We start from the raw sequence: 15,426 nt of genomic DNA, 5'->3' as shown, positions 1-15,426 counted from the left end.
CTCAAAGGACGCCCCGGCCCGCGGCCACGTCCGCCGACAGGGCAGGCTCGGCTTCCACCTCCGCCAGCGTGTCGGCGTGCTTGACGATGGTGACCGGCACCGGGCTGGCCTGCACCAGCGCCTGCGACACCGAGCCCAGCAGCGCGCTGGCGATGGCGCCCTGGCCGCGCGCGCCGACCACGATCATGTCGCAGCCACGCCGCTCGGCGATGTCCACCAGGGTGTGCGCCACGTCGCCCACGCCCACCTCGGTTTCGCAGGCCACGCCCGCCGCCTCGATGAGCGCACGGGCCGGGGCCAGCAGGTGCTCGCCGGCCTCCACGCTGGCCGCGGCGATGAGGTCGGGGTCGCGGGTGGTCACCATCTCGTAGAGCGTGGCGGGCTCCTGCACATGGGCCAGCACCACTTCGCCGCGCAGGCCGCCGCGCAGCAGCGACAGGGTGTGGTGCACGGCGTCCAGCGAGAGGTCGGAGCCGTCGGCGGCAATCAGAATCTTGGTCATGGTCGGTCCTTTCGCAGCGTTGGTAGGGGGGGACGGTGCCAGTCCATCCCCGTCCGATTCAGTGTAGCGGCGGGCCGGCACGGCGGCGGGCCAATCCCCTGCGGTCTGGGACAATCGCGCCCATGCTTCAGTTCGACCTTCTCAAGACCGACCCGACCAGCCATGCGCGGCGCGGCACCCTCACCCTCAACCACGGCGTGGTGCAGACGCCCATCTTCATGCCCGTGGGCACCTACGGCACCGTCAAGGGCGTGATGCCGCAAAGCCTGCACGACATGGGCGCGCAGATCATCCTGGGCAACACCTTCCACCTCTGGATGCGCCCGGGGCTGGACGTGATGCGGAGCTTCGGCGGCCTGCACGGCTTCGAGCAGTGGAACAAGCCCATCCTCACCGATTCGGGCGGCTTCCAGGTGTGGTCGCTCGGCGCCATGCGCAAGATCACCGAGGAAGGCGTGACCTTCGCCAGCCCGGTCAACGGCGACAAGCTCTTCATGTCGCCCGAGGTAAGCATGCAGATCCAGACCACGCTCAACTCCGACATCGTGATGCAGCTGGACGAGTGCACGCCGTACGAGACCAAGGGCCAGAAGACCACCGAGGCCGAGGCGCGCAAGTCAATGGAGATGAGCCGCCGCTGGGCCGTGCGCTCCAAAAACGAGTTCGAGCGGCTGGGCAACCCGAACGCGCTCTTCGGCATCGTGCAGGGCGGCATGTACACGAACCTGCGCGAGGAATCGCTGCAGGCCCTGGTCGAGATGGACTTTCCCGGCTACGCCGTGGGCGGCGTCAGCGTGGGCGAGCCCAAGGACGAGATGCTGGAGATCATGGCCCACACGCCGCACCTGCTGCCGGCCAACAAACCCCGCTACCTGATGGGCGTAGGCACGCCCGAGGACCTGGTGCAGGGCGTGGCCGACGGCGTGGACATGTTCGACTGCGTGATGCCCACCCGCAATGCGCGCAACGGCACCATCTTCACGCGCTACGGCGACCTGAAACTGCGCAACGCCCGCCACAAGGCCGACCACCAGCCGCTGGACGCCACCTGCACCTGCCACGCCTGCGCCGGCAAGGACGGCGTGGCCTGGGCCGACGGCGGCCGGGGCGGCTTCAGCCGCGCCTACCTGCACCACCTCGACCGCTGCGGCGAGATGCTGGGCCCCATGCTCACCACCATCCACAACCTGCACTACTACCTGAACCTGATGCGCGAAGTGCGGCAAGCGCTGGACGCGGGCGAGTTCGCGGCCTTCCGCCAACGCTTCGCGGCCGACCGGGCGCGCGGCGTCTGAATCGAAGGGCATGCCTTCGCCGCCAGGGGCGGTGCAGCCAGCCCGCGCAGCAAGCCAACCCGCTCGGAGCCCAGGCGTCGCGCAGAGCCTGGCGAACTTGTCGTACGCACCCGCTGCGGCACCCCTGGCTAGCATGCAGCCATGATCACCGTCCACCATCTCGAAACCTCGCGCTCGCAGCGCGTTCTGTGGCTGCTGGAGGAGCTGGGCGTGCCCTACACGCTGAAGCGGTATCAGCGCGACCCGCGCACGCGGCTCGCGCCGCCCGAGCTCAAGCGCATCCACCCGCTGGGCAAGTCGCCCGTCATCACGGATGAGGGCGACACGGTGGCCGAGTCGGGTGCCATCCTCGAATACCTGGCCGACCGTTTCGGCGACGCCGCACCGCCCGAGCTGGCGCACTTGGTACCCGCCCGGGGCACGCCCGCACTGCGGCAGTGCCGCTTCTGGATGCACTACGCCGAGGGCTCGCTGATGAACTGGCTGATGCTGAAGCTGGTGTTCAAGACGCTGCCGACCCGGCCCATGCCGTTCTTCGTGCGGCCGGTGGCACGCGGCATTTGCGGCCAGGCGCAGCAAAAGCTCGTCGATCCGAACCTGGCCACCGCGCTCGCCTTCATGGACGAACACCTGTCGCACCACACCTGGTTCGCGGGCGACGACCTCAGCCTGGCGGACTTCCAGATGAGCTTCCCGGTGGAGGCCGCCCTCTCGCGTGCCGAGGGCGCCGACCGCCACCCCCACCTGCGCGCCTATCGCGACCGCGTGCGCGCCCGGCCCGCATACCAGCGGGCGCTGGACAAGGGCGGGCCGGTCGTCATGTCGGCCTGACCAGCGCGCCCCGTCAGATGATCGGCACGCCGCCCGTGACGGCGATGGTCGCGCCGGAGATGTAGCTCGCCTGGTCGGACGCCAGCAGCACGTAGGCGGGCGCCAGTTCCGCCGGCTGGCCGGGGCGCTGGAAGGGCACCTGCTTGCCGAACTCGCGCGCACGCTCTATGTCCAGCGTGGAGGGGATCAGCGGCGTCCAGATCGGCCCCGGCGCCACGCAGTTCACGCGAATGCCCTTGTCGGCCAGCAGCTGCGCCAGCCCGCCGGTGAAGTTCTGCAACGCGCCCTTGGTCGAGGCATAGGCCAGCAGCGTCTTGTTCGGCTTGTCCGCATTCACCGACACCGTATTGATGATCGCGCTGCCCGGCGGCATGTGCCGCGCCGCTGCCTTGCTCAGGTAGAAGGTGGCGTAGACGTTGGTGCGGAAGGTGCGGTCGAACTCCTCGGCCGTGAGCTCGTCGATGCTGTCGTGCGACATCTGGTAGGCCGCGTTGTTGACCAGGATGTCGATGCCGCCCAGCTCCTTCACCGCGCGCTCGATGATGCCGTTGCAGTGCGCTTCCTCGCGGATGTCGCCCGGCACGCCGATGGCGCGGCGGCCCTCGGCCTCGACCATCTCCAGCGTGTGGCGCGCATCGCCCTCCTCCTCGGGCAGGTAGGCGATCAGCACGTCCGCGCCCTCGCGCGCATAGGCCAGCGCCACCGCCCGCCCGATGCCGCTGTCGCCGCCCGTGATGACGGCCCTGCGCCCCTTGAGCTTGCCCGAGCCCTGGTACGAGTCGGCGCCGTAATCGGGCCGTGGATTCATGTCGGTTTCGGCGCCGGGCGGCGTCAGGGGCTGCTGGTCGGAGAACGGGGGCCGGGGGCCGGCGGTGCGGGGATCGAGAGGCATGGAACAGGCTCCTGCGAGGGGTTATGGACAAACGAATCGGGCGCCGTGAAGGGGCGCCTCCAGCCCCGCAGTCTGGGAAGCGCCGGCGTGCCCGAGCTGTAGGAGAACCCGCCCCAATCCTTGTCGGCACGCGGCGGCGGCTGCGCCACGCACGCACGGCCAAGCGCGTACGGCATGTTTGAAAAGTACAAGAAATAAACACAAACCCTAATGAAAACGTCGATTCAAGCGATTGACGACGTACATCTCGCCATGTCCAATCTTTTTTGTACTTTTATTGTATTTTTATGAACATAGTCATTTTTGGCGGAGGCGTGGTCGGGCAGTGCTACGCCGAGGCCCTTGCCGCCCAGGGGCACACCATCGCCGGCTTCGTCGACCCGCAGCCCGGCGCCGCGCTGCGCGGGCTGGCGCAGCGTCTCGGGGCCGGCGTGCATGCCGCGCCAGGCGCGTGGCTGCATGCGGCACAGATGGCCGTGAGCGCCGTGTTCGGCACCGTCGCGCTGCAGGTCGCCCGCCAGGCGTTCGCCCATCTCCCCCCGGGCGCGCTGTATGTCGACATGACCACCGCCGACCCCGACGACATGCGGCAGGCGGCACGCGAGGCCGAGGCAGGCGGGCACCGCTTCGTGGACGTGGCCATCACCGGCGCGGTGAACCTGAGCGGGGCGCGCACCCCGGTGCTGTGTTCCGGCACGGCGGCGCCGGAAGTGGCCGCGCTGCTGGGCGCCTGCGGCGCGCCGGTGCGCACCGTAGGCGCCCGGCCCGGCGACGCCGCAGCGCTGAAGCTGCTGCGCAGCATCTTCACCAAGGGCATGGAAGCGCTGGCGGTGGAATGCCTGGTGACGGCCGAGCAGCAGGGGCTGCGCGCCGAGTTGCACGACGTGCTGCTGGACATCGACCAGGGATCGCTGCGCGAGACCATGGAATCGATGGTGCGCACCCACATCCCCCACGCCGGCCGCCGGCGCAACGAGGTGGTCGAGGCCCAGCGCCAGATGCGCCTGGCGGGCGTCGAGCCCATCGTGCTGCCTGGCGTGCAGCAACTGTTCGAGCACACGGTGCAGGGCCAGGTCGACGCGCCCTACGCCGGCAGCAGCACGGCCGATGCCCTGGCCTGGCTGGCCACGCTGGCGCGCACCCCGCCAGCGGGCCGCGCATGAATTCCCCTTTCGCCTGAACCCCACCCACACGGAGACAAGACCACCATGCGCCCTATTCTTCAACGCATCCTCGCCGCCGCCTGCCTGCTGGCGGCGGGCGCCACCGCCCTCGCGCAAGGCTATCCCGCCAAGCCGATCAAGTTCATCGTGCCGTTCCCGCCCGGCGGCGGCACCGACAACCTGACGCGGCTGGTCGCCACCAAGCTGGCCGACACCCTGCAGTGGACCGTGGTGGTCGAGAACAAGCCCGGCGCGGGCGGCAACCTGGCGCTGGACACCACGGCCAAGGCGCCGGCCGACGGTTACACGCTGGTCATGGCGCAGACCGACAACGTGGTGCTGAACCCGCTGCTCTATTCCAGGCTGACCTACGACCTCGTGAAGGACCTCGTCCCCGTGGGCCTGGTCGCCAGCGGCCCGGCCGTGCTGGTGGTGCGGGCCGACTCGCCCTACAAGACGCTGGCCGACGTGATCGCGGCGGCCAAGGCCCAGCCCGGCCACCTGACGTTCGCCTCGCCCGGCACCGGCACGGTGGCCCACCTGATCAGCGAGCTGTGGCAGAAAAGCTCGGGGATGAAGCTCACGCACGTGCCCTACCGGGGCATGGCGCAGGCGCTGCCCGACCTCATCGGCGGCCAGGTCGACATGTACATGGGCTCCATCCCCACGCTGCAGAGCCACATCCAGGGTGGCAAGGTGCGGGCGCTGGGCGTCACCACCGCCAAGCGCTCACCCGTGCTGCCCAACGTGCCCACGTACACCGAATCGGGCATCGCCGGCGTGGAGCTGGCGAGCGTCTGGGGCGTGATGGCCCCGGCCGGCACCCCGCCCGAGGTGGTGAGCCGCGTCAACGCCGCCGTCAACCAGGTGCTGCAGCAGCCCGACACGCGCGCCAAGATCCTCGCGAGCGGCGCCGACATCCTGGGCAGCACGCCCAAGGAAATGGGCGACCTCTACGCCGCCGACCGGGCGCGCCTGGCTCCCGTGGTGCGCGATTCGGGCACCAAGCTCGACTGAACCACACGGCCCCTCCGCCCGCTCTCACCTCGTACGGACCATGCAGACACTCCGCACCCTCTTCGCCGGCGCGATCCTCGCCGCCCTGGCCGCCGGCGCCGCCGCGCAGGACTTCAAGAACCCGATCAAGATCGTCGTGCCCTTCGCGCCCGGCGGCGCCACCGACGCCCTGGCGCGGCTGCTGGGCCCACGGCTGGGCAAGGAGCTGTCCCAGACCGTCGTCATCGAGAACAAGCCCGGCGCCAGCGGCCAGATCGGCACCGCCTTCGTCAAGACGGCGGCGCCGGACGGTTCCACCTTTCTGCTGGCGCTCGACCATTCGGTCGTCGTCGTGCCGCTCATCACACCGAGCGCGGGCTACGACGCGGTGCGGGACTTCATGCCCGTCGGCCAGGTGGCCCGCTTCCAGTGGACCTTCGCCGTGCCGCTGACCAGCCCGGCTAAGACCCTGCCGGAATTCGTCGAGGCGGTGCGCCAGAACCCGCAGCTGGGCAATTACGGCATGCCGCTGATCGGCGGCGTGCCAGACATCATCGGCGCAGCGATCAGCCGCAAGGCCCACGTGAAGATGGAGGCCATCGCCTTCGGCGGCTCGGCGCAGATGATGCCGCAGCTGATCGGCGGGCAGCTGGCCTCGGGCGTGACCGGCGAGCCCGAAGGCGTGACCATGTCGCGCGGCGGCAAGGTGCGCATCCTGGCCATCTCGGGCGGCAAGCGATCGGCGCTGCTGCCCGAGGTGCCCACTTTCGAGGAACAGGGCTTCAGCGGCGTGAACGTGAGCAGCTTCAACGCTTTCTTCGCGCCCAAGGGCCTGCCCGCCCCGCTGGCCGAGAAGTTCAACGCCGCGCTGCACAGCGTGCTGAAAGACCCCGAGGTGCAGGCCAAGGTGCAGGACATGTCCCTGGAGCTCGCACCCACCGACCTGGAGCAGTCCGCCGCGGAACTGGCCCGGTCCTACAGGTTCTGGCACGCCGCCAAGCCCACCCCATGACGGCCCGGGCACGGCATGCGCCGCCAGGGCCCGCGGCGCCGTTCGACATGCCCGCCGGGGCGTGCGACTGCCACATGCACCTCTTCGACCCCGCCCTGCCCTTCGCGCCCGGCGCCCTGCTGCGGCCCGCCGAGGCCAGCGTGGCGCAGTACCGGCGGCTCGCGGGCCGCCTCGGCATCGAGCGCAACGTGCTGGTGCAGCCCTCCAGCTACGGGCGGGACCACCGCGTGCTGCTGGCGGGCCTGCGCCGCCTGGGCGGCAGCGCACGGGGTGTGGCGGTGATCGACCCGCACGCCAGCCCGGCCGAGCTGCAGGTGCTGCGCGACCACGGCGTCGTGGGCGTCCGGTTCAACCTGGTGCAGGCCGGCGCCACGACGCTGGACATGCTTGAGCCGGTGGCGCGCCGGATCGAGCCGCTCGGCTGGCACATCCAGCTGCATGTGCGGTCCACCGAGCTGGTCGGGCTCACCGATCGCATCCTGGCGCTGCCGGTGCCGCTGGTCATCGACCACTTCGCCCGCGTGCATGCCGACGGGGTGGCGGCAGGACCGGTGGAGGACACGGTGGCGCGCCTGCTGGCCAGCCGCAAGGTGTGGCTGAAGCTCTCGGCCCCCTACATCGCCGCGCCGGGCCTCGAGCCCGCTGCGGCGCTGGACGGCTTCGTGCGTCGGCTGGCCGACGCGTCGCCGGACCGGCTGGTCTGGGGCACCGACTGGCCGCATGTCACGGAGCCGGACCCACCCGACGACGCAGCGCTCATGCAGCGGCTCGCGCGCTGGCTCTCGCCCGGGGAGCGGCAGCGCGTGCTGGTGGACAACCCCGCGCGCCTCTACCGGTTCCCGGCACCCGCCCTTCCTCCCTCTCTTCCATCCCAACCTGAAGCAACACCATGATCGGCCTCCAAATCCTCAAGCGCCAGCGCGCCGTCAGCCTCGACCTCGCCCAGCGTTACCTGGACGTTCCCGTCGCCAACGTGAGCGACTGCATGGCCCGCATGACGGCCGGCGGCGCCCGCCTGCGGCCCATGCATGCCGGCGGCCGCATGGCCGGCCCGGCGCTCACCATCAAGACCCGCCCGGGCGACAACCTGATGATCCACAAGGCGCTGCAGATGGCCTGCCCCGGCGACGTGATCGTGGTGGACGCGGGCGGCGACCTCACCAATGCGCTGATCGGCGAGATCATGGTGGGTGACGCGATGCGCCGGCAGCTCGGCGGCATCGTCATCCACGGCGCGATCCGCGATGCGGCCTGGATCCGGGCCGGCAGCTTCCCCGTGTTCGCGGCAGGCGTCACGCACCGCGGACCCTACAAGGACGGGCCGGGCGAGATCAACGTGCCCATCGCCATCGACGGCATGGTGATCGAGCCGGGCGACCTGGTGATCGGCGACGACGACGGCCTGCTGTGCGTGCCCTTCGGCCAGGCCGAGGCGCTGCTGCAAGCCGCGCATGGCAAGCAGGTCGTCGAGGCGAAGATGGTGGCCGACATCGCGGCGGGCACGTACAGCGCACCCTGGATCGACGAGACGCTCAAGCGCCTGGGCTGTCCGATTCAGGAGTGACGTCCGCCGAGGCCACGCGCTGCCTCTCGAAGCGCAGGAACGAGGCCCGCAGGTGGAATGCCATGGCCTGCTCGGCATGGCGCCGGTCCCGGCGGCGGATGGCCTCGGTCACCTGGCGGTGGTGCTCCACGCTGTTGAGCATGTCCTGCTCGGTGTAGAAGTAGAACGAGCCGATCATGATCGGCATGTCCAGGAAGTTCTGCAGCATGGCCTTCAGGCGGCCCGAGCGGGCGGCTTCCACCAGCAGGTGGTGGAAGCGGTTGTTCACGGCCTGGATGCGGGCCAGGCGGTCGTCCTTGCGCGACTTCACCCATTCCAGCATCTCGTCGTTGAGCGCCTCCATCTCGGCCACCTGCTCGGGCGTGGCCCGTTCGGCGGCCAGGCCCGCCGCGTGGGGCTCCAGCAGCATGCGCAGCTCGAACACTTCGGCCACGTCCCAGCGGGTCCATTCCGCCACGGTGGCGCCGCGTGCGGCGGCCACCAGCAGGCCGTCTTCCACCAGCCGCTGCAGCGCCGCGCGCACCGGCGTGCGGCTGACCTTCATTTCCTCGGCGATGTGCTCTTCACGCAACCTGGCTCCCGGCTCGTAGTAGCCGGACATGAGGCGCCGGCGCAAGTCCGCGTAAAGGGTGTCGGAGAGTTTGGCCATGCCGGATTGTCGTCCACGCCTGCGCCCCTCAATGTGGAGCGGCCGATGCTGTGCCCGAGGCCTCGGCCGGCGTTCCGCACGCATGGCAGAACCGGGCGAAGGCGCTCTTGCGGGTGCTGCAGGCGCCGCAGTGGTCGAAGAGGCCGATGCCGCAGTGCGGGCAGAAGTCGATGGCCTCGTTCTTCAGGTCGACGGCGCGCTCGCAGCCCGGGCAGACGCCCTTGGCCAGCCGGGCCAGGGCCACGTCGTAGCTCAGATCCTTGCGGCGCTGCTGGTCGGGCAGGGCCTCGGCCTGGCGCTGGCGCTCCAGGTAGCGGTTGAGCGCCACGATGGCGTAGCGGCCCACCAGCACCGTCACGACGATGCCCACCACGTAACGCACGTAGCCGCCGTAGCTGGGCAGGTAGGGCACCAGCTCGACGAAGAAGGCGAACAGCGCGAAGAAGATGAAGCCCCACACGAACGGCCACCAGGTGCTCTTGCGCTTCCTGGCGAAGAGCCAGCCGGCGGCGACCAGCAGCGGCAGGGTGAGCGCCAGGCGGTAGAGGAAGACGCGCAGCTCGACCCGGCGCATGGCCTGCTGCATGCGCTGGTAGCCGCCGTCCTCCAGCGCGCTCAGGCGCTGGCGCGCGGCGGCGGCGCCCTGGCGGGCGTCCAAGTGCGCCTGCTGCTGCGCCTGCACGGCCTGCTGCGCCTGGCGCTCGCGCTGCTTGAGCGCGTCCAGCGCCTGCGTGCGGCGCACCACCTCGGGGTTGTGCTCGGCCTGCTGCGTGGCGCTGCGGGTGGCCAGCCAGTTGTCGAAGGTCTCGCGCTCGGCGGCGGTCTCGCTGCGGGCCTTGTCGCGCTGCAGCCGGGCCTGTTCCAGCGCGTCTTCGGCGGCGGACTGGGCGCGCTCTGCGGCGGCGACCTGTGCACGCAGCGCCTCGGCGGCGTTGCGGTCCAGGTAGTCGTCGAGCTGCAGCGGCGCTTCCACCCGCGGCAGATCGCCCACCACCGTGCCGCCCAGGCCGATCAGGAAGCTGGCGAACACCACCGCCACCAGCCAAAGGCCCCGGCGAAACCATTTCTCGGACAGACGCAAACCCTTGCTCATGCGGACTCCTTGCTGTTGATGCTATGTTTTTAATAGCTGCATGCGCTTGAAGCACAAGCGCCCGCGGCCATTTTGACGCCAATTCGAAGCCCGTGGCCGGCCCGGCTGCTTCACGGCCCGGCCTGCAGCCACACTGGCGGGCCGGCCAGCGGCACGCGCTGCAGCCACGCGAAGACCGACTCCACCGTCACGGTGTCGATGCGGTCGGCGAAGCGCCTTTCGCCCGGGTGGTCGTCGAACGCCACGTTGGCCGACGCGACACGGCCGCCAAGGCGGGTGAGCGGGCCGATCTTCAGCGTGGCGGGCTCGTAGCCCTTGAACCGCAGCCACGCCTGCGCCTGGCTGCGCGTGCGCACGGTGGCGGGCTCCATGGCGGCGGCCAGCGTCTCCAGCGCCCACTGGTTTGATTGCTGGTAGCGCGTGCCCCAGGCATAGCTGACCATGCTGTAGGCCGGCTCGTGCAGGGCCTTGGCGCGGGCGCCATCGGCCAGCAACGGCAGCAGTTGCTGCTGCACGGCGGGCGTGGGCACGGCCCAGGCGGCTTCATGGCGCCAGAGGTCGTCGAGGAAGAATTCGCCCAGCCCCTGCCGGTACACGTGGGCGACGGCGGTGCCGCAGGCGTTGAGCTTGTGCACCACGCGCCACGGGCCCTCGGGCGTGCGGTAGGCCCAGCCCAGGTGCGACCAGTGCAGTCCGTACTTCGACAGGTCCTGCCCGGCCCGCGCCAGCACCACCACCCGGGTGCCGGAACGCGCATGCTCCGCGTCCAGGGCCCGGGCCGTGCGCTCGGCCAGCTGCATGCCGCGCTCGACGACCTGCGCGGAGGGCGGGCGCTGCTCGCAGGTGCGCCCGGCCCGGGCGGTGCCGGCGAAGGCCAGCGCGGCGATGACGGCGGCCCCGACCGAGGGCAGGCTGCGCCGGGCGATGGCGCAGGCGTAGGCGATGGTGGCGCACGGCATCACAGACGCTCGTTGTGCAGCAGCGCACGGCCGAGTGCATTGGGCACGAAGGCCAGCACCTCGCCCGCCGCCGAGAGGACGACGCCCGTGCCGATCACGCTGCAGGACACCACCGTGCCCACGCCGTGCGCGGCGGCCGAGGCCGCCCGGCCGGTGACTTCGATGCTGGCCTGCGCGCCGTCCGATGCGCGCTCCAGCAGATACACGGTGCCGGTGGCCGAGGCCTGCACGGCCTTGACCGTGAGCACCGCGCCGCCCACCGACAGAGCCACCGGCAAGGCCGCCACGGCCCCGGCCGCCGCCGAGGCGGCACCCGCCGAGCCGACGGCCGAGGCCACCGGCATCAGCGACAGCGCGGCCGACGCCTCGCTCTGCGCGCGGGCCGGCCCGGCCACCGCGCAGCACAGGCAGGCCAGTGCGAGTGACGCTTGGGCGAAGGCCGGGCGAAAAACGGTCGAATGGATCATGGTGTGGACTCCTTCAGGTCGCTGCGGGGAGGGACTGGCCCTGTGTCATGGCACGCTCGCAGGCGCCCGCGCAGCCTCTCGCCGCCCCTGCAGGCGGGCGTCGGCCAGGTCGGCTTCATGGCGGTCGCGCAGCATCTTGGCCAGCGTGAACGCGGTGGTGATGAGGTAGAGCCAGCCCACACCCAGGAAGGCCTTGTAGGTCACGTTGATCTGCATGCCCAGCAGCCCCCAGCCCGTCAGGCCCATGGCCACGGCGAAGCCGCCCCAGACCACCAGCTTCCAGAGCGGCGTGTCGCCGCCGCCCCGGCGCGCGGCGCTTTCGCTGTCGCGCACGAACTTGGCGAGCCCAAACGCGGCCGACAGGCAGAACACGTAGCCCATCACCATGAAGGCCCGCTCCAGCTGCGCACCGGGCAGCCAGGCCAGGCCCACGCCGCAGAGGAAGACGGCGAGGCCGAACGACACCCAGACCTGCAGCTGCCAGGCACGGGTGTCACGCTGAACGAGAAAGGTGTCTGTGGAAGTCATGGAAGGCAGGGGCCGCGAAGGCCGTGGTGGGACACGGAGCGAATCGTCGCCGCGCATCGCGTTGCCGTCCGCATTCGATGCCGCCAGTGGCTTTGTGCACGCTGCCGGGTATCGCGACGCGATACTTTCCCCGCCTTGAGGGCGTGCCGCCACCGGAGCCCGCGCCCAGGCTGGGCGCCGGGTGCGTGCGCCCGGGCGGTCACACCGCGAGCGGCAACTCGGTGGTGGACAGCACGCTGCGGATCACCATGAACGAGCGCACCTGCCGTACGCCGGGCAGGTACAGCAGCTGCTCGGCATGCAGGCGGTTGAAGCTCTCGCCGTCCTTCGTGCGCACCAGCAGGAAGTAATCGAATTCGCCGGTCACGACATGGCATTCCATGCAGCCGGAGATCTTCACCGCCGCCTTCTCGAACTCGGCGAACGACTCCGGCGTGGAGCGGTCCAGCACCACGCCGATCATCACCAGCATGCCCGCCCCGGCGGCCTTGGGGTTGAGCAGCGCCACCACCCCGTCGATCAGGCCCAGGCGCTTGAGCCGCTCCACCCGCCGCAGGCAGGCGGGCGCGCTCAGATGCACCTTGGCCGCCAGCGCCACGTTGGAGATGGAGGCGTCGCGCTGCAGGGCGCGAAGGATGGCGCGGTCGGTGCGGTCGAGTTCGCCGAGCCGGTCGACGGCCTGCGCCGCGCCCGACGAGAATCTTGATTTTGTTGCGCACATGGCTTGTTTGAAGCAATGAAAAATATGTGGAATGGCTGATGAGCCGCTTTTCAGCGCGCCGGTGGCAGCACTTTTGCAACCCTGTTGCGTACGCATTTTCCTACGATGGTGGCCAGTGCGACAGGGTGCGTCATGCAACGACGGCCCGCCGCCGAATCCCTCTTTCCTCGCTCGCCATCACCACCGAAAGCCTTCCATGAACCTGCAGCAATTCGAACGCTACCCGCTCACCTTCGGCCCCACCCCGATCCAGCCGCTCAAGCGCCTGTCGGCCCACCTGGGCGGCCAGGTCGATCTGTATGCCAAGCGGGAGGACTGCAACTCCGGCCTGGCATTCGGCGGCAACAAGACGCGCAAGCTGGAATACCTCATTCCGGAAGCGATCGCGGGCGGCTACGACACGCTGGTCTCGATCGGCGGCATCCAGTCCAACCAGACGCGCCAGGTCGCCGCCGTGGCCGCGCACCTGGGCATGAAGTGCGTGCTGGTGCAGGAGAACTGGGTGAACTACTCAGACGCCGTGTACGACCGCGTCGGCAACATCGAGATGAGCCGCATCATGGGCGCGGACGTGCGCCTGGATGCCGCGGGCTTCGACATCGGCATCCGCCCCAGCTGGGAGCAGGCCATGGAGGACGTGAAGAAGGCGGGCGGCAAGCCCTTCCCCATTCCGGCGGGCTGTTCCGAACACCCGTACGGTGGCCTGGGCTTCGTCGGCTTCGCCGAGGAAGTGCGCCAGCAGGAAAAGGAACTGGGCTTCCGGTTCGACTACATCGTCGTCTGCTCGGTCACCGGCAGCACGCACGCCGGCATGGCGGTGGGCTTCGCGGCGGATGGGCGGGCGGACCGGGTGATCGGCATCGACGCATCGGCCAAGCCGGCGCAGACGCGTACGCAGATCCTGCGCATCGCCCAGAACACGGCCCGGCTGGTCGAACTGGGCCGGGAGATGACGCATGCCGACATCGTGCTGGACGAACGCTTCGGCGGCCCCGAGTACGGCCTGCCCAATGAAGGCACGCTGGAAGCGATCCGCCTCTGCGCCCGCACCGAGGGCATGCTCACCGACCCGGTGTACGAGGGCAAGTCCATGCACGGGATGATCGAGAAAGTGCGCCTGGGCGAATTCCCGGCCGGCTCGAAGGTGCTGTACGCGCACCTGGGCGGTGTGCCGGCGCTCAATGCCTACAGCTTTCTTTTTCGCAACGGCTGAACCGCCGAACGCGCAGCACGCCGCGGGGCTGGCCGGGCTGCTCGCCATCGCCCTGGTCTGAGCCCTGGGGCGGTGGCTGCCACCCGTGACGCAGCAGTAGGTAAATCCCCTGATCTCCAGTGGAATGTAACGTATATTTACAATTAAGGAATCTCGTTACATCACCAGGCTGGAGGAATTCGGATGAAGAACTTTTTGGCGCGTATGCAGCTCGGCACCATGCTGGGCGCCGGTTTCGCCACCGTGATCCTTATCGGGCTCGCGCTGGCCCTTCTCGGGCGTTCTTACCTCGTCGCGGCGAGCGCGGTCGTGCGGGAGATCTCCGAAGAGCGTCTGGCCAAGATCCTGCTGATCCAGCAGGTGAAGGACAACGTGAACGTGGCAGCCCGTGCGGTGCGCAACGTCGCGATGCTGACCGACGAGCGGCTGATCCAGGTGGAGAAGGCGCGCATCGACGAGATGGCGCGCAAGAATTCCGAAGTCCTGAAGCAGCTCGACAGCATGATCGAACCCGGGGAGGCGCGAACCCTCTTCGACAAGACCACCGAAGCACGCGGTCCATACCTCGCCAGCATCCGCCGGGCGACCGAGCTGGGGCTGTCGAACCAGGCCGAGGCGGCGCGCACCCTGCTGCTGAACGAGGCGCGGCAGCTGCAGAACGTCTACTTCACTTCACTGGAGGCGCTGAGCACCTACCAGCAGAAGCAGACGACGGACACCGTCGCCCGGTCCCGCGCGGATGCGGACCGCGCCGCCACCGTGCTGCTGGGCGTGGCCATCGGCGCCACCTTGCTGGGCGCGCTCATCGCCTGGGCCATCACGCGCCACGTCAAGCGCCAGCTGGGCGGCGAGCCGGCCTATGCCGCCGCCATCGCCCAGGAGGTGGCGCGCGGCAACCTCGCCGTGCGGGTGGACGTGCGCGCCGGCGACACGTCCAGCGTGCTGGCAGCCATGGGCATGATGCGGGCCAACCTGGCGCAGGTGGTGTCCGAGGTGCGGCTCTCCAGCGAATCGATCGCCACCGGCGCCTCGCAGATCGCATCGGGCAATGCCGACCTGAGCCAGCGCACCGAGGAGCAGGCGTCCAACCTGCAGCAGACCGCCGCGTCGATGGAGGAGATGAACTCCACCCTGAAGCAGAACGCGGACACCGTGCGCACGGCCTCGCAGCTGGCCACGTCCGCCAGCCAGACGGCCACCCGCGGCGGTGAAGTGGTGGGCAACGTGGTGCGCACGATGGACGAGATCACGAGCAGCTCGCGCAGGATCGGCGACATCATCGGCGTGATCGACGGCATCGCCTTCCAGACCAACATCCTGGCGCTCAACGCGGCCGTGGAGGCGGCACGGGCGGGCGAGCAGGGCCGGGGCTTCGCCGTGGTGGCGTCGGAAGTGCGCAGCCTGGCGCAACGCTCGGCCCAGGCCGCCAAGGAGATCAAGGGCCTGATCGGCGAGAGCGTCTCCAAGGTGGAGACCGGCTCGCAGCTGGTGGCCGAGGCCGGCAGCACCATGGACGACATCGTGAACCAGGCCCGCCGCGT

Annotated in this window: 17 protein-coding genes; 9 read left to right on the top strand and 8 right to left on the bottom strand. The window is 70.0% G+C overall.

Features of this window, described 5'->3' with window-relative positions:
• Position 1: 1 nt before the first annotated feature.
• Positions 2–502, bottom strand: a complete 501-nt coding sequence (locus ABWV53_RS15230) for a universal stress protein (RefSeq protein WP_353366998.1) — start codon at positions 500–502, stop codon at positions 2–4.
• Between the two features lie 122 nt (positions 503–624).
• On the opposite strand from ABWV53_RS15230, the gene tgt reads away from it, so the two are divergent.
• Both tgt and ABWV53_RS15220 read left to right on the top strand, forming a co-directional pair.
• Positions 625–1,797, top strand: coding sequence for a tRNA guanosine(34) transglycosylase Tgt (gene tgt, locus ABWV53_RS15225; RefSeq protein ID WP_353366997.1), 1,173 nt, complete (start codon positions 625–627; stop codon positions 1,795–1,797).
• Between the two features lie 141 nt (positions 1,798–1,938).
• Entirely contained in the window at positions 1,939–2,628 is a 690-nt protein-coding gene (locus tag ABWV53_RS15220; RefSeq protein ID WP_353366996.1) for a glutathione S-transferase family protein, read from the top strand.
• Positions 2,629–2,641: 13 nt separating this feature from the next.
• Here ABWV53_RS15220 and ABWV53_RS15215 read toward each other — a convergent pair whose 3' ends face one another.
• Positions 2,642–3,520: an SDR family oxidoreductase gene (locus ABWV53_RS15215; protein ID WP_353366995.1), complete on the bottom strand. Its 879-nt coding sequence runs from the start codon at positions 3,518–3,520 to the stop codon at positions 2,642–2,644.
• A 287-nt stretch (positions 3,521–3,807) separates the two neighbouring features.
• Between ABWV53_RS15215 and ABWV53_RS15210 the strand changes: the two genes are divergently transcribed.
• The 5 genes from ABWV53_RS15210 to ABWV53_RS15190 are packed head-to-tail and all read left to right on the top strand — an operon-like array spanning position 3,808 to position 8,255.
• A complete protein-coding gene (locus ABWV53_RS15210) occupies positions 3,808–4,683 on the top strand; it encodes an NAD(P)-binding domain-containing protein (RefSeq protein ID WP_353366994.1) in 876 nt (291 codons plus the stop codon).
• Between the two features lie 45 nt (positions 4,684–4,728).
• The gene (locus ABWV53_RS15205; protein WP_353366993.1) at positions 4,729–5,700 is read left to right on the top strand and encodes a Bug family tripartite tricarboxylate transporter substrate binding protein; all 972 of its coding nucleotides are present in this window, start codon (positions 4,729–4,731) and stop codon (positions 5,698–5,700) included.
• 40 nt (positions 5,701–5,740) lie between these two features.
• Positions 5,741–6,691 carry a tripartite tricarboxylate transporter substrate-binding protein gene (locus tag ABWV53_RS15200; RefSeq protein ID WP_353366992.1) on the top strand — a complete coding sequence of 317 codons (951 nt, stop codon included), beginning with the start codon at positions 5,741–5,743 and terminating at the stop codon, positions 6,689–6,691.
• Positions 6,688–7,584 carry an amidohydrolase family protein gene (locus ABWV53_RS15195; protein ID WP_353366991.1) on the top strand — a complete coding sequence of 299 codons (897 nt, stop codon included), beginning with the start codon at positions 6,688–6,690 and terminating at the stop codon, positions 7,582–7,584. The genes ABWV53_RS15200 and ABWV53_RS15195 overlap by 4 nt, the downstream gene beginning before the upstream one ends.
• The gene (locus ABWV53_RS15190; protein WP_353366990.1) at positions 7,581–8,255 is read left to right on the top strand and encodes an RraA family protein; all 675 of its coding nucleotides are present in this window, start codon (positions 7,581–7,583) and stop codon (positions 8,253–8,255) included. The genes ABWV53_RS15195 and ABWV53_RS15190 overlap by 4 nt, the downstream gene beginning before the upstream one ends.
• Here ABWV53_RS15190 and ABWV53_RS15185 read toward each other — a convergent pair.
• The 6 genes from ABWV53_RS15185 to ABWV53_RS15160 form a co-directional block, all read right to left on the bottom strand.
• Positions 8,224–8,904 (bottom strand): GntR family transcriptional regulator, encoded by a 681-nt coding sequence (locus ABWV53_RS15185; RefSeq protein ID WP_353366989.1) that lies wholly within the window; start codon positions 8,902–8,904, stop codon positions 8,224–8,226. The genes ABWV53_RS15190 and ABWV53_RS15185 overlap by 32 nt on opposite strands.
• Positions 8,905–8,932: 28 nt before the next feature.
• Positions 8,933–9,997 (bottom strand): zinc ribbon domain-containing protein, encoded by a 1,065-nt coding sequence (locus ABWV53_RS15180; protein WP_353366988.1) that lies wholly within the window; start codon positions 9,995–9,997, stop codon positions 8,933–8,935.
• Between the two features lie 110 nt (positions 9,998–10,107).
• Entirely contained in the window at positions 10,108–10,956 is an 849-nt protein-coding gene (locus tag ABWV53_RS15175) for a DUF2145 domain-containing protein (RefSeq protein ID WP_353366987.1), read from the bottom strand.
• Complete coding sequence (locus tag ABWV53_RS15170; protein WP_353366986.1) at positions 10,956–11,423, bottom strand: hypothetical protein; 468 nt, start codon at positions 11,421–11,423, stop codon at positions 10,956–10,958. Before ABWV53_RS15170 ends, ABWV53_RS15175 begins: the two co-directional genes overlap by 1 nt.
• Positions 11,424–11,468: 45 nt before the next feature.
• On the bottom strand, positions 11,469–11,951 hold the full coding sequence (locus tag ABWV53_RS15165; protein WP_353366985.1) for a YiaA/YiaB family inner membrane protein: 483 nt from the start codon (positions 11,949–11,951) through the stop codon (positions 11,469–11,471).
• 199 nt (positions 11,952–12,150) lie between these two features.
• Entirely contained in the window at positions 12,151–12,672 is a 522-nt protein-coding gene (locus ABWV53_RS15160) for an Lrp/AsnC family transcriptional regulator (protein WP_353366984.1), read from the bottom strand.
• Positions 12,673–12,868: 196 nt separating this feature from the next.
• Here ABWV53_RS15160 and ABWV53_RS15155 point away from each other — a divergent pair, with 196 nt between their 5' ends.
• Entirely contained in the window at positions 12,869–13,885 is a 1,017-nt protein-coding gene (locus tag ABWV53_RS15155) for a 1-aminocyclopropane-1-carboxylate deaminase (protein ID WP_353366983.1), read from the top strand.
• A 183-nt stretch (positions 13,886–14,068) separates the two neighbouring features.
• On the top strand, positions 14,069–15,426 hold a 1,358-nt coding region (locus ABWV53_RS15150), incomplete at its 3' end, for a methyl-accepting chemotaxis protein (RefSeq protein WP_353366982.1).

The sequence above is a fragment of the Acidovorax sp. FG27 genome, from assembly GCF_040365715.1.
Taxonomy (GTDB): domain Bacteria; phylum Pseudomonadota; class Gammaproteobacteria; order Burkholderiales; family Burkholderiaceae_C; genus Paracidovorax.
Note: the sequence above shows the minus strand (reverse complement) of the source record. Positions and strands in the feature narration are given on the sequence as shown.